19 protein-coding genes are annotated in these 19,954 nt (G+C 68.4%); 6 read left to right on the top strand and 13 right to left on the bottom strand.

The genetic code is table 11. The features are described 5' to 3' along the window. Positions 1-66: 66 nt before the first annotated feature. Entirely contained in the window at positions 67-816 is a 750-nt protein-coding gene (locus tag AC1DEY_RS00500; RefSeq protein WP_476866279.1) for an ABC transporter permease, read from the top strand. Between the two features lie 23 nt (positions 817-839). Here the strand turns inward: AC1DEY_RS00500 and AC1DEY_RS00495 are convergent, their stop codons facing one another. Continuing rightward, on the bottom strand, positions 840-1,343 hold the full coding sequence (locus AC1DEY_RS00495; RefSeq protein ID WP_476866278.1) for an HtaA domain-containing protein: 504 nt from the start codon (positions 1,341-1,343) through the stop codon (positions 840-842). 183 nt (positions 1,344-1,526) lie between these two features. Between AC1DEY_RS00495 and AC1DEY_RS00490 the strand changes: the two genes are divergently transcribed. The 3 genes from AC1DEY_RS00490 to AC1DEY_RS00480 all read left to right on the top strand — a co-directional run bounded on the left by AC1DEY_RS00490 (position 1,527) and on the right by AC1DEY_RS00480 (position 4,286). After that, entirely contained in the window at positions 1,527-2,513 is a 987-nt protein-coding gene (locus AC1DEY_RS00490; protein WP_476866277.1) for a S1C family serine protease, read from the top strand. A gap of 392 nt (positions 2,514-2,905) precedes the next feature. After that, positions 2,906-3,844, top strand: coding sequence for an AfsR/SARP family transcriptional regulator (locus AC1DEY_RS00485; protein ID WP_476866276.1), 939 nt, complete (start codon positions 2,906-2,908; stop codon positions 3,842-3,844). Between the two features lie 178 nt (positions 3,845-4,022). Further along, positions 4,023-4,286, top strand: coding sequence for a hypothetical protein (locus AC1DEY_RS00480; RefSeq protein ID WP_476866275.1), 264 nt, complete (start codon positions 4,023-4,025; stop codon positions 4,284-4,286). Positions 4,287-4,326: 40 nt separating this feature from the next. Here the strand turns inward: AC1DEY_RS00480 and AC1DEY_RS00475 are convergent, their stop codons facing one another. The 11 genes from AC1DEY_RS00475 to AC1DEY_RS00425 form a co-directional block, all read right to left on the bottom strand. Further along, positions 4,327-4,947: an L-threonylcarbamoyladenylate synthase gene (locus tag AC1DEY_RS00475; RefSeq protein WP_441408539.1), complete on the bottom strand. Its 621-nt coding sequence runs from the start codon at positions 4,945-4,947 to the stop codon at positions 4,327-4,329. A 101-nt stretch (positions 4,948-5,048) separates the two neighbouring features. Then, entirely contained in the window at positions 5,049-5,768 is a 720-nt protein-coding gene (locus AC1DEY_RS00470) for a DUF5134 domain-containing protein (protein ID WP_476866274.1), read from the bottom strand. A gap of 24 nt (positions 5,769-5,792) precedes the next feature. After that, a complete protein-coding gene (locus AC1DEY_RS00465) occupies positions 5,793-6,920 on the bottom strand; it encodes an XdhC family protein (protein WP_476866273.1) in 1,128 nt (375 codons plus the stop codon). Positions 6,921-6,929: 9 nt separating this feature from the next. Next, positions 6,930-7,748 carry an SRPBCC family protein gene (locus tag AC1DEY_RS00460; RefSeq protein WP_476866272.1) on the bottom strand — a complete coding sequence of 273 codons (819 nt, stop codon included), beginning with the start codon at positions 7,746-7,748 and terminating at the stop codon, positions 6,930-6,932. Then, positions 7,738-9,024: a vWA domain-containing protein gene (locus tag AC1DEY_RS00455; RefSeq protein WP_476866271.1), complete on the bottom strand. Its 1,287-nt coding sequence runs from the start codon at positions 9,022-9,024 to the stop codon at positions 7,738-7,740. Before AC1DEY_RS00455 ends, AC1DEY_RS00460 begins: the two co-directional genes overlap by 11 nt. After that, positions 9,017-9,940: an AAA family ATPase gene (locus AC1DEY_RS00450; RefSeq protein WP_476866270.1), complete on the bottom strand. Its 924-nt coding sequence runs from the start codon at positions 9,938-9,940 to the stop codon at positions 9,017-9,019. The genes AC1DEY_RS00455 and AC1DEY_RS00450 overlap by 8 nt, the downstream gene beginning before the upstream one ends. Continuing rightward, positions 9,937-10,614 carry a nucleotidyltransferase family protein gene (locus tag AC1DEY_RS00445; RefSeq protein ID WP_476866269.1) on the bottom strand — a complete coding sequence of 226 codons (678 nt, stop codon included), beginning with the start codon at positions 10,612-10,614 and terminating at the stop codon, positions 9,937-9,939. Before AC1DEY_RS00445 ends, AC1DEY_RS00450 begins: the two co-directional genes overlap by 4 nt. Beyond that, positions 10,598-11,560, bottom strand: a complete 963-nt coding sequence (locus AC1DEY_RS00440; RefSeq protein ID WP_476866268.1) for an XdhC family protein — start codon at positions 11,558-11,560, stop codon at positions 10,598-10,600. Before AC1DEY_RS00440 ends, AC1DEY_RS00445 begins: the two co-directional genes overlap by 17 nt. After that, entirely contained in the window at positions 11,560-13,953 is a 2,394-nt protein-coding gene (locus AC1DEY_RS00435) for an aerobic carbon-monoxide dehydrogenase large subunit (RefSeq protein WP_476866267.1), read from the bottom strand. The genes AC1DEY_RS00440 and AC1DEY_RS00435 overlap by 1 nt, the downstream gene beginning before the upstream one ends. After that, positions 13,950-14,528: a (2Fe-2S)-binding protein gene (locus AC1DEY_RS00430; protein WP_476866266.1), complete on the bottom strand. Its 579-nt coding sequence runs from the start codon at positions 14,526-14,528 to the stop codon at positions 13,950-13,952. The genes AC1DEY_RS00435 and AC1DEY_RS00430 overlap by 4 nt, the downstream gene beginning before the upstream one ends. 5 nt (positions 14,529-14,533) lie before the next feature. Next, positions 14,534-15,412: an FAD binding domain-containing protein gene (locus tag AC1DEY_RS00425; RefSeq protein WP_476866265.1), complete on the bottom strand. Its 879-nt coding sequence runs from the start codon at positions 15,410-15,412 to the stop codon at positions 14,534-14,536. A gap of 131 nt (positions 15,413-15,543) precedes the next feature. On the opposite strand from AC1DEY_RS00425, the gene AC1DEY_RS00420 reads away from it, so the two are divergent. Further along, positions 15,544-16,545 carry a LysR family transcriptional regulator gene (locus tag AC1DEY_RS00420; protein WP_476866564.1) on the top strand — a complete coding sequence of 334 codons (1,002 nt, stop codon included), beginning with the start codon at positions 15,544-15,546 and terminating at the stop codon, positions 16,543-16,545. A 106-nt stretch (positions 16,546-16,651) separates the two neighbouring features. Continuing rightward, the gene (locus AC1DEY_RS00415; protein WP_476866264.1) at positions 16,652-16,969 is read left to right on the top strand and encodes a DUF6457 domain-containing protein; all 318 of its coding nucleotides are present in this window, start codon (positions 16,652-16,654) and stop codon (positions 16,967-16,969) included. A 182-nt stretch (positions 16,970-17,151) separates the two neighbouring features. Here the strand turns inward: AC1DEY_RS00415 and AC1DEY_RS00410 are convergent, their stop codons facing one another. After that, positions 17,152-19,500: an FdhF/YdeP family oxidoreductase gene (locus AC1DEY_RS00410; RefSeq protein WP_476866263.1), complete on the bottom strand. Its 2,349-nt coding sequence runs from the start codon at positions 19,498-19,500 to the stop codon at positions 17,152-17,154. Between the last annotated feature and the right edge of the window lie 454 nt (positions 19,501-19,954).

Below are 19,954 nucleotides of genomic sequence, written 5' to 3'. Positions count from 1 at the left end.
GCGTGTTTCGGCGGGGCAAGATCTCCGGCGGAGGTGTTGTTGCGGGAGGGTCTATAGGCTGGCGTCATGACCGGTTCCACTGATCTCCTGCCCACGGTGCTGTGCGTCGGGCTCCTGATGGTGGTGACCGTGGCACTGCTCGCGGTTTTCCGGATCCCGCACAGAACCGCGCCGGCCCTGGCCATCCTGCGCGGAGCTGCACAGCTGGCCGTCATCAGCCTGATATTGGGCAGTGTCATCACCAGCCCGGTCTGGGTCGGCGCCGCCCTGCTCGTGATGTTCACGGTGGCAGCCGTGACGGCGACGCGGCGCCTGGGGTGGACGTGGGGCCGCCTGGCCGTGGTGGGCGGCTCCATGGCGGTGGGCATCCTGGTGACCCTGGCGATCGTCTTCGGCACCGGCGCGATCGCCTTCGCGCCCCGCTACGCGCTGGCCATCGGAGGGATCGTGATCGGAAACGCGATGACGATCGCGACGCTGGCCGGCCGGCACTTCGCCGAGTCGGTGAATGGACATTGGGACGAAGTTGAAGCGTGGCTTGCCCTGGGTGCGACGCGGCGGCAATCGACGGTGTGGCTGGCCCGGCGCGCCGTCTATGCAGCCCTCATCCCTTCCACCGACCAGACCAAGACGACGGGCCTTGTCACCCTCCCGGGGGCGTTCGTGGGTGCGATCTTCGGCGGGCTCTCGCCGCTGGAAGCGGGCCGCTTCCAGATCGTAGTGCTGGCCTCGATCATGGCGGCGGGGACCATGACCGCCGTCGCCCTGATCTGGGTCATCTCGCCGGTGAGGGTCCGTCCCGCGCGCCCACGCTAGGCCGGGCGCCAAGATGCCCTGCCCTAGGCCGGCACCCGGATGATGAGGGGGTCCATCGCCTGGCCGTCGGCGTACTGGCCGTCGAACAGGTCCGAACCCGCCGCGGACACGGCCACCTCGACACGCTCCCAGACCAGGAATCCCTCCATGTTGCGGGGCGCGGCAGTGCGCAGGGTGCCGACGTCCGAACGGTCCATCCCGCCGCCGTCGCCAGTGCTGATGGACAGGACCCCATGCCCGGCCGTGAACTCGACCCAGGGATCCAGCAGCCGGACGAACATCATTCCATGGTGGCCGGCAACCCGGACGTCGCCGCGGAACCGCAGCACGCCGGTGCCGGTGGCGGCATCGTATTCGGAGCCGGCGTTGGCGAAGCAGAACTCCCCGGAGGCGGTCACCGTGGCGCCGCCGGCGGCGGAAACGGCTCCGTCCGGGAGTCCCGAAATGTAATCCATGAAGCTGCGCTTGATGCCCCAGGTCAGACCCGCAGGGGGCAGCGGAGCGGGGGAAGCGGACGCTGGTATCACGTAGGTTCTCCTGGGCCGTCGGACGGATCTACATCGAGCCTAGCCGCGGATCCGCGCCCGGCTGAACTGTTGCACGGCAGCAGCTTCATCCGGCGTATTTCTCTGACGGCGTAGGCACTCCGGGACTAGCGGCGGGGCGGCGGTGGTTGACTTGGATGAGTACCGCTTAGCAGGAGGTGCATTGTGGCAGCATCCATCAGCAGGGTCCCCGGATCCGAGGTCTCTGAAGACCCGCTGGATTCCTATTCCGCGACTGTCATCCGTGTGGCCGAAGCTGTCACACAGCACGTCGCAGCGCTGGAAATGACAGGCAGCGGGCGCAACGGCAGGCTGGTCAGGGTGGGGGCTGGTTCGGCCGTCCTGTTCACCACAGACGGATACCTGCTCACCAACGCCCACGTGGTGGGCGGCGCCCAGTCCGGCCGCGCGGTCTTCGCCGACGGCACCACCACGGCCGTGGATGTGGTGGGCGCGGACCCGCTCTCCGACCTCGCCGTGGTCCATGGCAGGGCACCCACGGCGGCACCGGCGGAAATGGGCGACGCCGAATCCCTCCGGGTCGGCCAACTGGTGATAGCGGTCGGCAACCCGTTGGGGCTCGCCGGTTCTGTCACGGCCGGAGTGGTCAGCGGGCTGGGCCGGTCCATCCCCGTCTGGTCCGGACGGAACCGGCGCGTGATCGAGGACGTCATCCAAACCGACGCAGCCCTCAACCCCGGCAGTTCCGGAGGCGCGCTGGCCGACGCGCACGGGCGGATCGTAGGCATCAACACGGCGGTGGCCGGAGTCGGGCTCGGCCTGGCCGTCCCCGTCAACGCCACCTCCCGGCGGATCATCGGCTCGCTGCTTAAGGACGGCCGGGTTCGCCGCGCCTATCTCGGCCTGGTGAACACTCCCATCCAGCTGCAGCCAAGTGCCGTTGTCCGGACGGGCCGCAGGGAGGGCCTGCTGGTAGTTGAAGTCCTCCCCGGTTCGCCCGCCGAGCGCGCCGGGCTCCGGGCCGGCGACATCCTGCTGAGGGTCGGCCAGATGTACGTGTCCAACGCCGAGAGCCTGCAGAAACTGCTGTTCGCCGAAGCGATCGGTGAACCACTGGAGCTTGTAGTGCTTCGCGACGGAGCGGACCTGCGGCTGGTGGCTGTTCCGGCGGAGATGACCGACAACCAATAAGGAAAAATCCTGCCGCAGGCTCCATCCGGCGGCAGGGAAAATCCAGCGCGGAGTGGCGGTTCCCGGCGCCGGAAATGTCGCGGCGGGCACGAACTCGGGGCCGCCTCAGACTACTTGGATTCCCCATGCGTGGTGTGCGGTGAATTACTCGTTTGGCGCCACAAGTACCTGCCCGCCGCTCCACGTCCTTACTCAACGATACTGACGCCTGTACGCGTCTTTCTTTGGGCGAAAGATCGCGTAGCGGCATGCCTTGTTGCGCCCTGTCCGGCGTGTAACGGTGACATTGGAAAGCCGGAGGGAACAGAGTCTCAGTACGGCCTGGTTTCAATGTTGATCCGGCTCTTCGCAGACGATTCAGTTCGTTTTACCTGGGGAAATCGGAGAACATCGTGGATAGCCAAACGGGAACTACACCCTCCATTTCGGTCCGCTTGTTCGGATCATTCGAAGTGCGCCGGGACGGCGTGTCACTCACCGCCGCCGACATGGGGGGATGCAAGCCCCGGCACATACTGGAAATTCTTCTGCTGAACCTGGGCACGCCCGTCTCCAAGACCCGGCTGATCGATATGCTCTGGGGTGCCGGGGCCAGCGATGGCTCAGTGGCGACGCTCGAGAGCTACATCAGCGGCATCCGGCGTGCCATCCAGCCAGGGCAGACCAAGACCGGTCCGCTCCGGACGGCCAACAGTGGTTACGTCCTGGACCCGACACTGGTGGATCTGGACCTGTTCCGGTTCCGGGGGCTGGTCCGCGCAGCCGGCGAGCTGCCTGCGGTTGAGGCCTATCCGCTGATGCTCGAGGCCCTCGAGGTCTCGGCCGAGCCGCTGCTCGGCTTCGAGCTTGCCTCCGACTGGGCGGAAGAGGCGCGCGCACGCCACGCAGCCGAGCGGGTGGCACTGCAGATCCTCGCGGCCGAAACGGCGGCACTGCTGGACAACCCGGACGACGCCGTCAACCTGGTCCAAGCTGCCATCCGGGCCGAGCCACTGAACGAACGGGCGTGGACCGTACTGGTGACAGCCTATGAACAGGCCGGCCTGCCGGCCGAAGGACTGGCGGCCTATGACCGTTGCCGCCGGCTCTTTGACCGCGACCTTGGCTGCGCCCCGGGTCCGGCCCTGCAAGAGGCTCATCTGAGGCTCCTGCGGCAGCGTGCGGAGAGCAACTCCGAACTCTCCGAGGTGCTGGCGGCGCTGCTGTATCTGGGTGAGCGGTTGAACGCGCCCAAGGGCCGGCAGTTGCCTGCCGCAGAGTCCCGGCGCATGCATGAGAATGCCGGCCGGGTCCTGGATTCCTTCCTGCAGCGCGTCAGGGCAGCGGTCTGACGAGGGGGCCCGGCTGAGCGGTCTGATCGAGGGGGTCTGACGCGGCAAGGCCGGGCGCCGCCGGGCGAAGAGTTAGCTTCGTCACGTGGCCGGTTTTCTCGGGAAATTCGGCACTGCCGGGCCCCATACTTGGAAAGACCCTGGCGGGCTGTCCCACCGCCGGGCGTGAGGAGGGCCCATGGAAACCTTGAAGAAAGTCGTCACCAATGAGTACTTCCCGGCGGCCGCAGTGCTGTCCGGCGTCGTCCTGTTCTGGGTCCTTGGCCTGTTCGGCGGACTGTCCCTCCTGAGCACCCGCCAGTCCCCGGTGACCACCCTGACCTGGCTGATGTTCGTGTACGCCGCGGCCGTCCTGTCGCCCCTGGCCGGCCTGGTCGCCGCGATCGACCTCGTCCGCCGCTGGCTGCGGAACCGGCAGGCGCGCACCGCGGAATCCGCCTAGCACGTACCGTCGCTGAGCGGCGGCCTGTACCGCCCGTCCGCTACTCGAAACGGGAGGGGTCGCCCATACCCACCCGTACGACTTCCGCGACGCCGCTTGAGTAGTCGATCACCGTTGTTGGCTCGGCACCGCAGTCGCCGGAATCGATCACGGCGTCCACTACGTGGTCCAGGCGCTCTTTGATCTCCCAGCCCTGCGTGAGAGGGTCCTCCTCATCCGGCAGCAGCAACGTGCTGGACAGCAGCGGTTCGCCGAGCTCCGCCAGGAGCGCCTGGACCACGTGGTTGTCCGGGATGCGCACGCCGACTGTTTTCTTCTTCGGGTGCAACAGCCGCTTGGGGACTTCCCTGGTGGCGGGGAGGATAAACGTGTAGCTGCCGGGCGTGACTGCCTTGATGCTGCGGAAAACGTCGTTGTCGATCTGGACGAACTGTCCCAGCTGCGCGAAATCCTTGCAGACAAGCGTGAAGTGATGCTTGTTGTCCAGCTGCCGGATGGTGCGGATCCTGTCCAGTGCCTCCCGGCTTCCCAGCTGCGCGCCCAGCGCATAGCAGGAATCCGTGGGGTAGGCGATCAGGCCGCCTGAGCGCACGATCTCCACTGCCTGGAGGATGGAACGCGGCTGGGGGTTCTCGGGGTGCACATCGAAGTATCTCGCCATGGCATGAAGCTTACGCCGGAGGCGCACTGACCGTTGAAGCACTGGCGTTGAAACACCGCACGCTGGCTCCCCGCCCGCCTCGCGCGCCTGCCAGCGTGCGTTCAGGCGGCCAGGGCGGCGAACATGAGGGCCAGTGCGGCGGCCCCGACAACCTCGACGGCGGTGTCGGCCAAGTCCCGGAAACCGGCGGAGTGTCCGTTCCGCAACCAGCCGCCGGGCGACCGGATGGCCGGGCGCACCGGCGGTTCCTCCGAACCGGGCCAGAATTGCAGGAGCAGCCGGGCCGTCCACAGGACCGTGGCCAAGCCAAAGACGATGGCCAGCCCGGAAACCGCGGACGGCATCAGTGCTGGCTCCGCGCTCCAGGCCGGGTCCGGCGCCGCCAACGCAGCTGCTGCCGAACCACCGTGATGCGGCAGCGAAATCAGCTGGCGCCGGGGCGGCGGTACCGCCGCGGACGCTGGCAGCCCCCAGAGACCCGTGGCAGCGAGCATGAAGGCCATCGCGGCCATGGCCGCGGCGTCGTAGAGGGGCTTCGCCGGACCCGACGGCGGCGACCCGTCCCGGCCGGGGGTCCGGCGTCGGACGGCTTGTACGACGAACCACCAGGCTCCGAGTGAGAACAGCAGCACCTGCGGCAAAACAGGCCACTGGCCGCCCGGGACCAGCATGATGGCCATGGCCGCCGTCATGAGGGCGTGCAGCCCCGAGTCGACCCGCCCGGTGGGCTGTGCTGCGGCCATGCCCCGCCAGGCCGAGTACAGCGTCGCCGCGACCAGCAACCCCGCCAGTGTCCAGCGCAGGGCCTCGCCCGCAATCATGGCCGTCTGATCAATTCTTCGTGCTTACAGCTGCTCGTCATGATGGATCCGTTCGACGAGTTGCCGCAGCGGTTCGCCGCTGCCGCTCCACTGCTGGGCGATGAACTCCGCAGCGATGGAGACGGCCGTTTCCTCCGGCGTGCGGGCGCCCAGATCCAGGCCTACGGGGCTGTGGAGCCTGGACATTTCGTCCTCGCTGAGTCCCGCCTGGCGCAGCCGTGCGATCCTGTCCTCGTGTGTGCGCCGGGATCCCATGGCGCCGATAAAGGCCACGGGACTGCCGCGCAGGGCCACCTCGAGGACGGGGATATCGAATTTCGGGTCGTGGGTGAGGACGCAGAGCACGGACCTGGCGTCCAGCAGGCCCTGGGCGAATTGGTCGCCCAGGTACCGGTGGGGCCACGCGTTGACCACTTCGGCGGCGTCGGGGAACCGCGCGGGCGTGGCGAAAACGGGCCGAGCATCGCAGACGGTGACCCTGTACCCCAGGAACGTACCCAGCCGGGCCAGCGCCGCGGCGAAGTCGATGGCGCCGAAGACGATCATGCGGGGCGGCGGAGCGTAGCTGGTGAAGAAGACGCGCATGCCGGTATCCAGCCGCTCACCGTCAATCCCGTAGGTCAGGATGCCCGTGCGGCCGGCCGCCAGCAGGCCCTGGGTGTCATCGCCGACGGCGCGGTTGGTCCGTTCCGAACCCAGGTCACCTTCGTATCCTTCGGGCCGTACGATCAGGTGCCGCCCCACGCGGGTCGCATCCGGGTGTTCGATGACAGTGGCCACCCCCACCCGGCGCCCGGCGTCGATGTCTTGCGCGACGGCGTCGAGTTCGGCAAAGCGGTGCCGGGAAACCGGTTCGACGAAGATGTCGATGATTCCGCCGCATGTCAGGCCAACCGCGTAGGCGTCGTCGTCGCTGATCCCGTAGCGGACCAGGGCAGGCTCGCCGTCGTCCTTGACCTGGGTGGCCAGCTCGTAGACGGCACCCTCGACGCAGCCGCCGGAGACGGAGCCGACGGCGTCGCCGGCGGCCGTCACCAGCATGGCTGCTCCGGGGAGCCTCGGCGCGGACTTGAATGTGCTCACGACGGTGGCCAGGCCCGCCGTGGCGCCATTGCGCCAGTCCGCCAACAAAGCCGCCAGGACATCGCGCATCGGTGCTCCTTAGAGCCTGCCGCACAGCCGGAGCGTCCGGAATGCCGAGCGCCGGCCGGCCCAGTAGGCGACGCACGCCACGGCGGCGAGGACGCCGAGGACTTTCACCGGGTTGGAGAGCTGGTCTGCCGCGATGCCCTTGGCCAGGGTCAGGGCATCCAGGCTGCCGGCGGGTTCGGCTTCCCTCCGGACCGCCGTTGGGGCCGCCGGGGGGGCAGCGCCCGGACGGGCTGTGCCCGCCGGTTCAATACCGGAAACCACAGCCGCCGCGGGGACCGGTTCCGGGACGGCCGCGGGAAGCTCAGCCTCAGCCTCCGCCGCCGCTGGCTCCGTGACCAGTTCCGTGACCAGTTCCGTGACGGGCTCCGGGGTTGGGGGTGCCGCCTCTGCGAGCATGGCCTGGAGGTTGTCCGCGAAGAGGGACATCATCTGCTCCGTGACGCTTCCGATCACCCCCTTTCCCATGGCCGCTGCCTTTCCTGACAGCGCCAGGTCGGCGCTGACCGTCCCCTGCGTGGCTGCACCGTCTTCGGCCAGCACCAGGGTGACGGTGGCCTCGGCGGTGCCTTGTCCGCGGGTTTCCTGGGCCTTGCCGCCAAGGACGGCACGGTGTTCGTCGGCGTTTCGTTCAATGACTGTCAGCAGGCCCTTGTACTGCATGGTGACCGGGCCCAGCTTCACGCTCATGCCCACCTGGTAGGCGTCCTCCGAGAGCATGTTGAGGATCTTGGCGCCGGGCAGGCAACCAGCCACCTTTTCAAAGTCCATCAGCGTCTCCCACACCCGGCCTATCGGTGCGACCAGCGAAAACGTCGTGTCAATTTGCATGGGTTGGTTCCTTGCCTCTCGCTCGTCGTTGTCCAGTGGCTGCCGTTGGGCCGTCGCCGCGGATGGCGGCCGCCATCTCCGCCAGGGCCGTATAGCTGTGGCCGCTGACGAAGGCGTCGCAATAGGGCAGTGCTGCTGCCATGCCGCCCACGAGGGGCTGGTACCGCGGAGCGGCCTTGCGCGGATTCACCCAGACGATCCTGTGCGCGAGCCGGCGCAGGCGGACCATCTGCGCTGCGACCTGGTCAGGATCCTCGTAGGCCCAGCCGTCCGAAAACACCACCACCACCGCGCCCCGCGCCAGACCGCGGCGGCCGTGCTCGTCGACGAAGCGCCCGAGGCATTCGGCAATCCGGGTTCCGCTGGCCCAGTCCGGCGCGGAGGCAGCGGCCCCGGCCAGCGCCTGGTCCGGATCGCGCAGGGCGAGTTGCCGCGTAAGCCTGGTCAGCCGCGTGGCGAAGACGAAGGCCTCGGCCCCGGCGCCGGTCACCGCGCCCTGCAGCAGGGACACAAAGACGCGCGAGTAGGGTTCCATCGATCCGGACACGTCGCACAGCAGCACCAGTTTGCGGCGCTGTTTGCGACGGCGGGCATACAGCAGCAGCGGCGCGTCTGTTCCGGAACGCCGGGCGGCCCGCACCGTCGCCCGGACGTCCAGGCTCGCCGTGCTGTGTGCGGACGTTCGGGTGCGGCGGCTCAGGCGGAGCGGGGTGGCCAGCTGCAGCGCCGCTGCCAGCCGACGCACATCCGCGACTTCGTCGGCGGACAGCTCGGCAAAGGAGGTCTCATGCAGGTGTTCGTCCGGGGAAACCATGGCCAGGACGGCCTCCCCGCCAGTTCGGGTGGCCTCCGACGCGCTGTCCCGGACCGGGGAGGCCACCCGCGGCTCCTGCTGCTGGCCGGGGACCGTGTCCACCGGCCGCATGTCCGGCGCTGCGGGCCTGCTCGACGCGCCCGGAATGGGCGGCCTCGGCCCTGCCGGGCGGCCCGTGCTGAGCGGCCGCGCGGTGGCGGCCTTCCCGCGGAAAACGGCTGCGAAGACGGCATCAAAGACGGGCAGCTGTTCCCGGGCGGACACGAGCACAACGCGGCACGTCCAGTAGAGCTGCTCACGGTCGGTCGGCGGGATCAGGTGGAGGGCCTCGGCCAGCCGGGCCGCCCGGTCCGGCGACGTCGAAAGACCGGCCCTCCGGATTGCCGTGACCAACGCGGCGGACAAGGCGGCTGCCTCGACCCGCGGCGGCCGGTCGGCCCCGGCCCTGTAGTTCTCACCCATCAGTGCCCTCCACCACCCAGGCCGCCCCCCGGGTGCCGACGAGCTCCAGGTCATCGCGGTTCTTGATGACCGAGCCCCACGTCCGTTCGGCCGTGCCGGCGTCGATCCGTTCCACCCCCAGCACGGCCAGGGCAGAGACCCAGTCGATGGCCTCGGAAATCCCGGGCGGCTTGGCCAGGTCCAGGGTCCGCAGCCGGGTGATGACGGCCGCGGCCTGCAGGGCCAACGGGCCGCTGCTGGCAGGCACCCGGCGGCGCACGATCTCCGCGATCCGGGCCGGCCCCGGGTAGTCGATCCAGTGGTAGAGGCAGCGGCGGGTCAACGCGTCGTGAAGGTCCCGCGTCCGGTTGGAGGTCAGGATCACAATCGGGGGATGGGTGGCGCGTATAGTGCCGAGCTCGGGGATGGTGACCGCGGATTCGGCAAGGAGCTCAAACGTGAAGGCCTCGAATTCGGCGTCGGCGCGGTCGATCTCGTCCAGCAGCAGCACGGCAGGCCGCGGGCCGGGATGCTCAAGCGCCTGCAGGAGCGGCCGCCGCAGAAGGTACTGGGGGGCGAAGAGGTCGGTCTCCGTGACCTCCGCGTCGCGGACTTCAGCCAGCCGGATGCCAAGCAGTTGGCGCTGGTGGTTCCACTCATAGAGCGCCTCGCCGGCGTCGATTCCCTCGTAGCACTGCAGCCGGTACAGCTGGGTGTCCAGGAGCCCGGCCAGGGCCTTCGCGGCCTCTGTTTTCCCGACTCCGGCCTCACCTTCGAGCAGGATGGGCTGCGGCAGGCGGACCGCCAGGAACAGCGCCGTCGCCAACCCGACGTCGGCCAGGTAGTTCGTGCGGTCCAGCGCGGCCATGAGTGACCCGACATCCGGGACCCGGCGCAGCACGTCCTGTTCCGCTCCGGCCCGCGCCGCGGTACTCATACGGCCCCCTGCAGCCCGTCGAGGAGGCGCCTGTAATCGTCCTCCGTGTCCACGTCCCGGGGGACGGGGCCGGACGTGCGGACCTCGACGACGTCGTCCGCCCGCTGTTCGAGGAGCTTCCACACGGCTTTATCCCCGCGCAGGCCGGCCAGGTCCGGAAGCAGGCGCCGGGCAAACGCCAGCGGATGGCCCACGCCGTCGTCGTAACGGCACACCGCGATGCCGGACGGCATGCCGGGGACAGGCACGCCACCGGCAGACGGCGTGCCTGAACCTGGCTGCCGGAGGGCGCCGAGCACGGCCCGGACACTCGCTGCCCGGACGCCGGGCTGATCGCCGAGCAGCAGGACAACGGCATCGGTATCCGGATGCACGGCAGCGAGCGCTATGGCGATGGAGGACGCGCACCCGTCGCCATAGTCCGGGTTGAGCACCACATCGCAGCCGCCGGTGTCGACCATGCGCGAAACTTCGGCCGCCGATCCGCCCAGGGCCAGCACTGTCTGGCTGAAGGCGCAGTCCCGCGCGGTCGCCAGAACGGCGTCGAGCAGGACTCCCGTACCGTAGGGCAGGAGCTGCTTGGGCCGGCCCAGGCGCCGGGAGGCTCCCGCGGCCAGGATGATCCCTGCGGTCCGGGGTGAGGGGCCCGCCACCGGTTCAGCTCGCGACGGCATAGCGCTCCGGATCCTTGCGGAAAGCCGACCGGCAGCCGGGGGAGCAGAAGTAGAACGTGGCGCCGTCGTGGACCAGATGCAGGGACGACTCCAGGGCCGGGACGGACATACCGCACACCGGGTCGACCGCGCTCGCCGGCCCCGGTTCCGAGGCCGTGGACGCGGTATCTGCCGCGGCTGCGGCAATAGTCGCGTGCGGCGCAGGGGGCGGACCAGCGCGCCGCGCCTTGGACCGTTCCCCCACCAGTTGGGCCAGGATTGACAGCGCGATCTCCCCAGGCGTCCGGGCGCCGAGCTGCAGCCCGGCCGGCGTGAAGACCCGCCGCCGCGCCGCGTCGTCGACGTCGAGGGACTCCAGGACGGCCGCACCCCTGGTTCCACTGGCCACGAGGGCAACGTAGGGGACACCTGCGCGCAGGCCCGCTTCCAGGGCACCTTCCTCCGCCTTTCCGTGCGAGGCGACAATCAATGCAGCGTCATCGCCGCGGGGGTCGGCGCCCTCGCCGTCCGTGAGTTCGACTTCCAGGCCGACGCCCGAGCCGAGCGTCGCCAGGGCCTGGGCCACCGGCGTCGTGCCCACCACCAGGACCCGGGGCGCCGGGATCTGCGGCTGTAGGAAAATCTCGATCGCCCCGCCGCTGAGGCACGGGTTGGTGACCTCGACAGCGCCTTCCTCGACCGTGCGGGACGGTTCGCCGGGCAGCACCCGCAGCAGGAGCGGTTCCTGGGAAGCCAGCACCTGCAGGCTGTACTCCCGCACCGAGGCCTCCACGCAGTTCCCGCCCACGAAGCCCTGGATCTCCCCGGAGGGCAGCACCAGGGCAGTGTCTCCGGCATGGGCACTCGTGGGACGCTGGGCGCGGACCACCGTGGCGTGGACGAACGGCTCGCGGCGGCTGGTGAGTTCATCCGCCCGGGCGGCCAGGGATACTGCTGGTGTGGTCATCAGATCGGCGGCCTGGCGTTGCCCTGCATGGCGGCCCAGACGCGGGCGGGCGTGCACGGCATGTCCATATGCGTGACGCCGAACGGCGCCAGGGCGTCGACGACGGCGTTGACGATCGCCGGCGGTGAGCCGACTGTCGCGGACTCGCCGATGCCTTTCGCCCCGATCGGGTGGTGCGGGGACGGGGTGACGGTGAATCCGGTCTCCCAGTCCGGCACCTCCATGGCCGTGGGGATCAGGTAGTCCATGAAGGACCCGCCCAGGTTGTTTCCGGCCTCGTCGAACTCGATGATCTCCATCAGGGCCATGCCGACGCCGTCCGTCAGGCCGCCGTGCACCTGGCCTTCGATGATCATCGGGTTGATCCGGGTGCCGCAGTCATCCACAGCGATGAAGCGCCGCACCTTGACCTGCCCCGTGCCGGAGTCGACGTCCACGACGCAGATGTAGGCCCCGAACGGGAAGGTGAGGTTGGGCGGGTCGTACGTGACTTCGGCGTCCAGGTTGCCGTCCACGCCCTCGGGCAGGGCAACGGTGCCGTGGGCGCCCATGGCGATCTCGGCGATGGTCTTGCCGACGCTGGGGTCGCCCTTGACGAACCAGCGGCCCTTTTCCCACTCGAGGTCCTCGGGGCGGGTCTCGAGCATGGCCCCGGCGATCAGTTTCGCCTTGTCGCGCACCTTGCGTGCCACAAGGGCCACGGCACCGCCGCTGACCGGCGTCGACCGGCTGCCATACGTGCCCAGGCCGAACGGGGTCTGGTCGGTGTCCCCGTGCACCACCTCGATGTCCTCCGGCGGGATGCCGAGTTCCTCTGCCACGATCTGGGCGAAGGTGGTCTCGTGGCCCTGGCCCTGGCTCTGCACCGAGATGCGGACCACGGCCTTGCCGGTGGGGTGGATGCGCAGCTCGGCGCCGTCGGCCATGCCCAGGCCCACAATGTCGAAGTGCTTCCGCGGGCCGGCTCCCACGACCTCCGTAAAGAAGGCCACGCCGATGCCCATGAGTTCCCCGCGTTCGCGCTTTTCGGCCTGCTCGCGGCGGAGGTCCTCGTACCCGGCCAGTTGCATCGAGAGGCGCATGGCGGCCTCGTAGTCGCCCGAGTCGTAGACCCAGCCAGTCTTGTTGGCATAGGGGAACTGCTCCGGCTTGATGAAGTTCTTCAGCCGCAGCTCCGCCGGGTCCATGTCCAGCTTGCGGGCCAGGACGTCCACCATCCGCTCCACGAGGTAGACGGCCTCGGTGACGCGGAAGGAGCACGCGTAGGCCACGCCGCCGGGCGCCTTGTTGGTGTAGACGCCGGTGACGGAGCAGTGGGCGGCCTTGAGGTCGTAGCTGCCGGTGAAGATGGAGAAGAATCCGGCCGGGTTCTTGGTGGGCTGGGCGGTGGCGTTGAACGCGCCGTGGTCGGCCAGCACGTGGGTGCGCAGGGCAAGGATCTTGCCGTCCTTGGTCGCCGCGATTTCGCCCTGCATGATGTAGTCCCGGGCGAACGAGGTCGACATGAGGTTCTCGGAGCGGTCCTCCACCCATTTGACCGGGCGGCCGGAGACGATCGAGCCGACGACGGCGAGGATGTAGCCGGGATAGATTCCGACCTTGTTGCCGAAGCCGCCGCCGATATCAGGGGAGACGATCCGGATCTTGTGCTCGGGGATGCCGGCCACGATCGCGAACAGGGTCCGGTGCGCGTGCGGGGCCTGGGTGGTCTCGTAGAGGGTCAGCTTGCCGCTGACGGCGTCGAAATCCGCGACGGCGCCGCACGTTTCCATGGGGGCGGGGTGGACCCGCGGGTACACCACCTCCTGGCTGACCACAACGTCCGCGGAGGCGAACACCGCATCGGTCTCGGCCTTGTCGCCGATCTCCCAGTCGAAGATCCGGTTGTCCGTCCGGCCCTCGATCTCGTCCCGGATCACCGGGGCGTCGGCATCGAGCGCCTTGCGTGCGTCCACCAGCGGGGGAAGCACATCGTATTCGACGTCGATCAGCTCCAGGGCGTCCCGGGCCGCGTAACGGTCCTCGGCCACCACGAACGCGACTTCCTGCCCCTGGAACCGGACTTTGTCCGTGACCAGCACGGCCTGGACGTCGGCGGAGAGCGTCGGCGCCCACGCGAGCTTCAAGCCCAGGAGGTCCTTGCCGGTGATGACTGCTACCACTTTCGGATGCGCCAGGGCGTTGGTGGTATCGATGGACACGAGCCGGGCATGCGCCACGGGAGCGCGCAGGATGGCGCCGTGCAGCATCCCGGGCAGCACGATGTCATCCAGGTAGTTGCCCTGGCCGCGCACAAAGCGCGGGTCTTCCTTCCGCTGGATACGGCCATAGCCGATCGGGCGGTCCTCGTCGCCGGCGGCCGGGTTTGACGGCCGGTCATGGATGACAGTCATGCCTTCACCTCCGCGTTTGTTTCCGCTGTCTCTGTGGCGACATCCGGGACGGCCGTGTCGGTGCCGTCAAGGCCGCCGGCAGAATGGGCGGAGGCCGCTGCCTCGTCCAGGCCGCCAGCAGGATGGGCGGCGGCCCACTGCACCGACCGGACGATCGTGGCGTAGCCGGTGCACCGGCAGATCTGCCCGGATATCGCCTGCCGGATCTCGGCGTCGTCCGGGTGTGGATTCTTGTCCAGGAGGGCGCGGGCCGTGAGCATCATCCCCGGGGTGCAGAAACCGCACTGCAGCCCGTGCTCCTCCATAAAGCCCTGCTGGACGGGGTCGAGGGTGCCGCCGGTGGCCAGGCCCTCGACCGTGCGGATGTCATGCCCCGCGGCCATGGCGGCCAGGACGGTGCAGGACTTTACGGGCTGGCCGTCCATCAGGACCACACACGTCCCGCAGTTGCTGGTGTCGCATCCCCAGTGCGTACCGGTGAGGCCCAGGACCTCACGTATGTAGTGGACTAGGAGCACCCGGGGCTCGATCTCGCTCGTGACGTCGGTGCCGTTAACGGTCATGCTGATCTGCATCGGCTTCAGCCTTCCTGCATCTGGGCGGCGCGGGCACAGGCCCGCCGCAGCACCCTTCGGGTGAGCTCATCGGCGAGATGCCGTTTGTAATCGACCGGGCCGCGCTGGTCCGCTACCGGGTCGCAGGCCGCCGCCGCCAGCCTGCCGGCCTCGGCGAACAGTTCCTCGGCGGGACGCTTGCCGCGGAGCAGTGCGGCGGCTTCGGCCAGTGGGTGGTCTAGGCCCAGCGCGGTCAGCGCGACGGCGGCGTCGTCAACAGTTCCGTCCGCGGCGAGGGAGACGGCGGCGCCGGCGGCCCCGACGGCCCAGTCCCCGACCCGGCGCTCGACCTTTTCATAGGCGCTGCCCGTGCGGGGGCGGATGCCGAACCTGAGTTCGCACAGGAGCTCATCCTGCCCCACAGCAGTCTCGTACGGTCCGCGGTGGAACTCGGCCATGGACAGGATCCGCTCTCCGCGTGGCCCGCGGATCACGGCCTCGGCGCCCAGGACATCACACACGGTGGAGAGGTCTTCGGCGGGGTCAGCCTGGCAGAGCGAGCCGCCAATGGTGCCGCGGTTGCGCACCACGGGGTCGGCGATCACCAGCTCGGCGTCCCGCACAATGGGGAACAGGCCGGCGACCTCGTCTGATTCCAGCAAGGTGGTGTGGCGGGTCATGGCACCGATGCGCAGCTTGTTGCCGTCCCGGAGGATGAAGTCCAGCTCGTAGAGGTCATTGATGTCGATCAGCCACTCGGGCCGGGACAGGCGCAGCTTCATCATCGGCAAGAGGCTGTGGCCGCCGGCCACCACCCGGGATTCCGGGCCGTACCGGGCCAGGAGCTCCAAGGCGTTGTCCACAGTAGTGGCGCGTACGTAGTCAAATGGAGCCGGAATCTGCATAGTCCCTACCTCACTCCGATTGGCCGGCGGCGTGATGGTGCGGCTGCATGGCGCCGGATTGAGGTCAGTCTTGCCCCGGCCCGACGACACTGTCAATATCGTGATAAGCGAAAGGTTATGAAGCCGTGGCGATGACATTGGGACAGTTGCGGACGTTCGCCCTGGTGGCCAAGCTGGGCTCTCTGCACGCGGCCGCAGCCCACCTCGGAGTCAGCGAACCGGCCGTTTCGACGGCCCTGGCCGCGCTCAGGCAGGATCTGGGAGACCCGCTCTTTGTGCGGGCCCACGGCGGGATAGCGCTGACCCCAGGTGGACGGGCTCTCGCCGAACATGCCCAGGACATCGTGGGGCTGGCGGACCAGGCCCGCTGGGAGGTGGCACACGCCCAGACCGAGACCGGGCGCCTGAAGATCGTGGCGACGGCGCCGTTTGCCGAGCACGCCGCCGGGCGCCTGCTGGACCTCTTCACCCGGCGAGTTCCCGGCGCCTCCGTCGATGTGGTGGTGGAAGAGGCGGAGGATGTTGCATCGCTGCTGCTGGAGCGCGTCTATGACATCGCTTTGGGCGCCCGGCCCGCCGCCAACAGCGCCCTTCCCAACGGTTCGCTTCCCAACGTTACCGGCGACGTCGGCCTCGACTCCGTTCCGTTCCTGCGGTACCAGCGGATCGTCGTGGCGTCGGCCAGTCATCCCCTCGCATCGCTTCACGGACCCGTGGCGCTCGCCGAACTGCTACGCAGGCCGTGGTTCGCTGGTGCCGCAGGCATCCAGGCGGCGAGCGAGGAGGGCCGATGGCTGGCTTCCCAGGCAGTAGCTCCGGAGATCATTCGGCTCAGCAGCGAAACCGAGGCGCTCGCCGCCGTCCGGGCGGGCGAGGGAACCATGCTGGCGCTGGGCCATATAGTCCGGGCCGAAATCCGCAGCGGCGCCCTGGTCCGTGTCCCGGTGGCCGGAACGCCGATCTCCGGCCTCTGGTGGGCCAGTACCCTGGACCGCCGCCGTGCCACCACCATGGCACGGACCCTGCAAAGGTTTGCCGGCACCGCGGACGCCACCGCGGCCATGGTTGCTCCCGGCGGTTCACGGGGATTGGAACGGCGCGGGTCCAAGTTCCACGTGGCGCTCTGGAGCTGAGGCGCCTGGGGCGGTTTATCGTTGCGCGACGCCGGAGCGGATGCTACCCCTTGAAGGTCAGACGATCCGCACCCCGAGAGTTCGAACCCCGTGAGAAGGAGTAGCCATGACGTTGTCCCGAGACGAAGACAGTTCGCTGCGGCATTGGAGCAGCCGGCTCATCCAGGCCCTGCAGATCCTCGACCTCGACGTCGACCACGAGAAGGTCGTCCAGGTCGCGGACGAGTCCGTCAAGGCTGTGGGGCCCCACGCGGATGCCATCAGCGCATTCATTGTGGGCTACGCGGCGGGAACTGCCTCCACCAAGGGCCGCCACGGCTCCAAGGAAGCCGCCCACGCCGCGTCCAACAAAGTCATTGAACTCTGCGAACACGGCGAGTCCGGCGGCCCGGACGAGGAAGGCTGGGCCAAGAGGGCACAGTGAGAAAGGTCACACACCACCGGACATGCTCATTGGCCTCGGGACATGCTGACTGGCCTCGGGACATGCTCATTGGTGGGGCTCAGGGATGGGCCTGGTGGTGTTATGTCCAGTGGCCGTGGCCGGGGCGGGGCATGTTCCCCTGGCCCCGGCTGCGCCCGGCCCCGGCCTGCGCGGACATTCGGCTAGGGCGAGGCCGCCCCGGCCGAGGCTGTCGCCGCGCCCTCTGGTGTCTGGTCCAGGCTCGGTTCGAACCGGACGATCACCGCCTTCGACACCGGCGTGTTGCTGCCCTCGGCCGTGTGGTTCAGCGGCACCAGCACGTTGGCCTCGGGGTAGTAGGCGGCGGCGCAGCCGCGCGCCGTCGGGTACGACACCACACGGAACTTGCGCACCACGCGTTCCTCGCCGTCGTCGTACACGCCGCGGATGTCCACGAACTGCCCGTCGGCGAGGCCGAGTTCGGCGATGTCGTCAGGGTTCACGAACACCACATGGCGGCCTTTCTTGATACCCCGGTAGCGGTCGTTGTGCGAGTAGATGGTGGTGTTGAACTGGTCGTGGGAGCGCATGCTCTGCAGGATCAGGGTGCCCTGCGGCCGGTCGATAAGTTCGAGGTCGTTGACCGTCAGCACGGCCTTGCCCGTGGGCGTCGGGAAGGTGCGGGAATCGCGGGGACCGTGCGCGAGGACAAACCCGCCTTCCTGCCGGATCCGCTGGTTGTAGTCCTTGCAGCCGCCCACGACCCGCGAAATGTGGTCGCGGATCAGGTCGTAGTTCTTCTCATAGCCGTCCCAGTCGGCCCTGATTTTGTCGCCCACCAGGAGTTTGCCCAGCCGGCTGACGATGGCCGGCTCTGAGAGCAGATGGTGGGACACCGGTTCAACGCTGCCCCAGGAGGGGTGCACGGCGCAGACTGTATCTTCCACGGAGACGAACTGGGGTCCGGATTCCTGGATGTCGATCTCGGTCCGGCCCATCGTGGGGAGGATCAGCGCCTCACGGCCCGTTACGGTGTGCGAGCGGTTCAGTTTCGTGGAGATCTGGACCGACATCTCTGTGTTGTCCATGGCCGCCATGGCGGCATTCGTGTCCGAGATGGCTCCCACCAGGTTGCCGCCCAGGGCAAGGAAAACCTTGATCTCGCCGGTGCGCATCTTGTTGATGGTTTCGACGGCGTCCGTGCCGTGTTCCCGCGGCGGCTCGAAGTCGAACTCCTTGCCGAGGGCCTCCATGAAGGATTGCGGCATCTGCTCCCAGATGCCCATGGTGCGGTCGCCCTGCACGTTACTGTGCCCGCGGATGGGGGAGGCGCCGGCGCCCCGCTTGCCGATATTGCCGCGCAGCAGGAGGAGGTTGATGATCTCCTTGATCGTGGCAACACCCTTCTTCTGCTGGGTGATGCCCATGGCCCAGGTGATGATGACTTTCTCGGCCTTGAGGTACCGGGCAGCGAGTTCGTCGATGTCCTCGCTGCGCAGACCTGTGGCCTCGAGCACGGTTCCCTCATCCAGTCGGGCCAGGTGCTCTTTGAGCTCCTCGAGTCCCTCGCAGTGTTCGGCCAGGAACGCGTGGTCCAGGACCGTTCCGGGGTTCTTGGCCTCGGCGTCGAGGACGCGCTTGGACACTGCCTGCAGCAACGCCATGTCGCCTCCGATCCTGATCTGGAGGAACTGGTCCGCGATCTGGGTGCCATGGCCGATCACGCCCTTGACCTCCTGCGGGTTCTTATAGCGCCGCAGGCCGGCCTCGGGAAGGGGGTTGACGGCCACGATCTCGCCGCCGCGGTTTTTGCACGCCTCGAGTTCGGTCATCATCCGGGGGTGGTTGGTGCCCGGGTTCTGGCCCATGACGATGATCAGGTCGGCTTCGGCGTAGTCGTCAAAGCTGACTGTGGCCTTGCCGATGCCGATGGTCTGGCCCATGGCCCAGCCTGAGGATTCGTGGCACATATTGGAGCAGTCCGGCAGGTTGTTCGTGCCGTAGCCGCGGACCAGCAGTTGGTAGAGGAAAGCCGCCTCGTTCGACGTCCGTCCGCTCGTGTAGAACGCCGCCTGGTCGGGGGAGTCCAGCCCCTTGAGTTTGTCGGCCACGAGCCGGAGCGCTTCGTCCCAGCTGACCGCCCTGTAGTGGTCCTCGCCGGCGGGCTTGTAAACCGGTTCCGTCAGCCGGCCCTGCATGCCAAGCCAGTACTCGGACCGGCTCCGCAGCTCGCTGACGGAATTCTCGGCCCAGAAACTCTCGGGGACCACCACCGGCGTGGCCTCCCAGGTCACGGCCTTGGCCCCGTTCTCGCAGAATTCGAAGGCCTTGCGGTGGTGCGGATCCGGCCACGCGCAGCTCGGGCAGTCGAAGCCGTCCTTCTGATTCATGGCCATGACGGTTTTGCGGGTCCGGTTCAGCCCCATCTGCTCGATGGCCGGCTTCATGGAGTGGTACACGCCCGGGACACCGGCGGCCCAGCTCTTCGGCCCGTCCCCGACAACCAGTTCTTTCTCGGACGGTTCCTCGATCTGAGGGGTCTTGCGAGTCACGTGAACTTCCCTTCTGCAACTACCGTCGGGTTTGGACGGCGCGCTGATCTGCCACTCTGCAGCTTACTGTCAGGCCTATCAGCTTGATCGGAGCGCCGCAAGCAACCGGCCCGGAGCCGCGCCTTTGCACGGCCCGCCACCGTCGGATACGCCCTTATACAGGACCCGCCTTGGGGCAAGCTGAGAACCTGCTGAAGAACAGCCGCAGGTAGCAGCGGCCAAATATTCGGGTCCTCGAGGGGTAGCCGTTACCCGTCTGTAATCCGCCCACAGACCCACCGCGCAGTAGTTCCCGCGTAGCTGCGCTGCCGCCGTCGCTGTCCGGGCGAGTACCCCAATACGCCAACACGCGTACTTAAGACCCCTGATCCCGGTGGCTGGCAGTCCCGAAAATCGCCGGACTGCGGTCCGGATCGCAAGTTACTCATCCGTTCCAGTTTTCCCCAAGGAATCA

This window comes from Arthrobacter sp. 05T47 (assembly GCF_056395825.1).
The sequence above is the reverse complement of the archived record's forward strand: the minus strand, read 5'-3'. Positions and strand labels throughout refer to the sequence as shown.

Excerpts from the sequence above, each read along its gene's own strand:
- AC1DEY_RS00500 (WP_476866279.1), top strand. The coding sequence starts at position 67 with ATGACCGGTTCCACTGATCTCCTGCCCACGGTGCTGTGCGTCGGGCTC.
- AC1DEY_RS00480 (WP_476866275.1), top strand. The coding sequence starts at position 4,023 with ATGGAAACCTTGAAGAAAGTCGTCACCAATGAGTACTTCCCGGCGGCC.
- AC1DEY_RS00475 (WP_441408539.1), bottom strand. The coding sequence starts at position 4,947 with ATGGCGAGATACTTCGATGTGCACCCCGAGAACCCCCAGCCGCGTTCC.
- AC1DEY_RS00470 (WP_476866274.1), bottom strand. The coding sequence starts at position 5,768 with ATGATTGCGGGCGAGGCCCTGCGCTGGACACTGGCGGGGTTGCTGGTC.
- AC1DEY_RS00465 (WP_476866273.1), bottom strand. The coding sequence starts at position 6,920 with ATGCGCGATGTCCTGGCGGCTTTGTTGGCGGACTGGCGCAATGGCGCC.
- AC1DEY_RS00460 (WP_476866272.1), bottom strand. The coding sequence starts at position 7,748 with ATGCAAATTGACACGACGTTTTCGCTGGTCGCACCGATAGGCCGGGTG.
- AC1DEY_RS00455 (WP_476866271.1), bottom strand. The coding sequence starts at position 9,024 with ATGGGTGAGAACTACAGGGCCGGGGCCGACCGGCCGCCGCGGGTCGAG.
- AC1DEY_RS00450 (WP_476866270.1), bottom strand. The coding sequence starts at position 9,940 with ATGAGTACCGCGGCGCGGGCCGGAGCGGAACAGGACGTGCTGCGCCGG.
- AC1DEY_RS00445 (WP_476866269.1), bottom strand. The coding sequence starts at position 10,614 with ATGCCGTCGCGAGCTGAACCGGTGGCGGGCCCCTCACCCCGGACCGCA.
- AC1DEY_RS00440 (WP_476866268.1), bottom strand. The coding sequence starts at position 11,560 with ATGACCACACCAGCAGTATCCCTGGCCGCCCGGGCGGATGAACTCACC.
- AC1DEY_RS00435 (WP_476866267.1), bottom strand. The coding sequence starts at position 13,953 with ATGACTGTCATCCATGACCGGCCGTCAAACCCGGCCGCCGGCGACGAG.
- AC1DEY_RS00430 (WP_476866266.1), bottom strand. The coding sequence starts at position 14,528 with ATGCAGATCAGCATGACCGTTAACGGCACCGACGTCACGAGCGAGATC.
- AC1DEY_RS00425 (WP_476866265.1), bottom strand. The coding sequence starts at position 15,412 with ATGCAGATTCCGGCTCCATTTGACTACGTACGCGCCACTACTGTGGAC.
- AC1DEY_RS00420 (WP_476866564.1), top strand. The coding sequence starts at position 15,544 with ATGACATTGGGACAGTTGCGGACGTTCGCCCTGGTGGCCAAGCTGGGC.
- AC1DEY_RS00415 (WP_476866264.1), top strand. The coding sequence starts at position 16,652 with ATGACGTTGTCCCGAGACGAAGACAGTTCGCTGCGGCATTGGAGCAGC.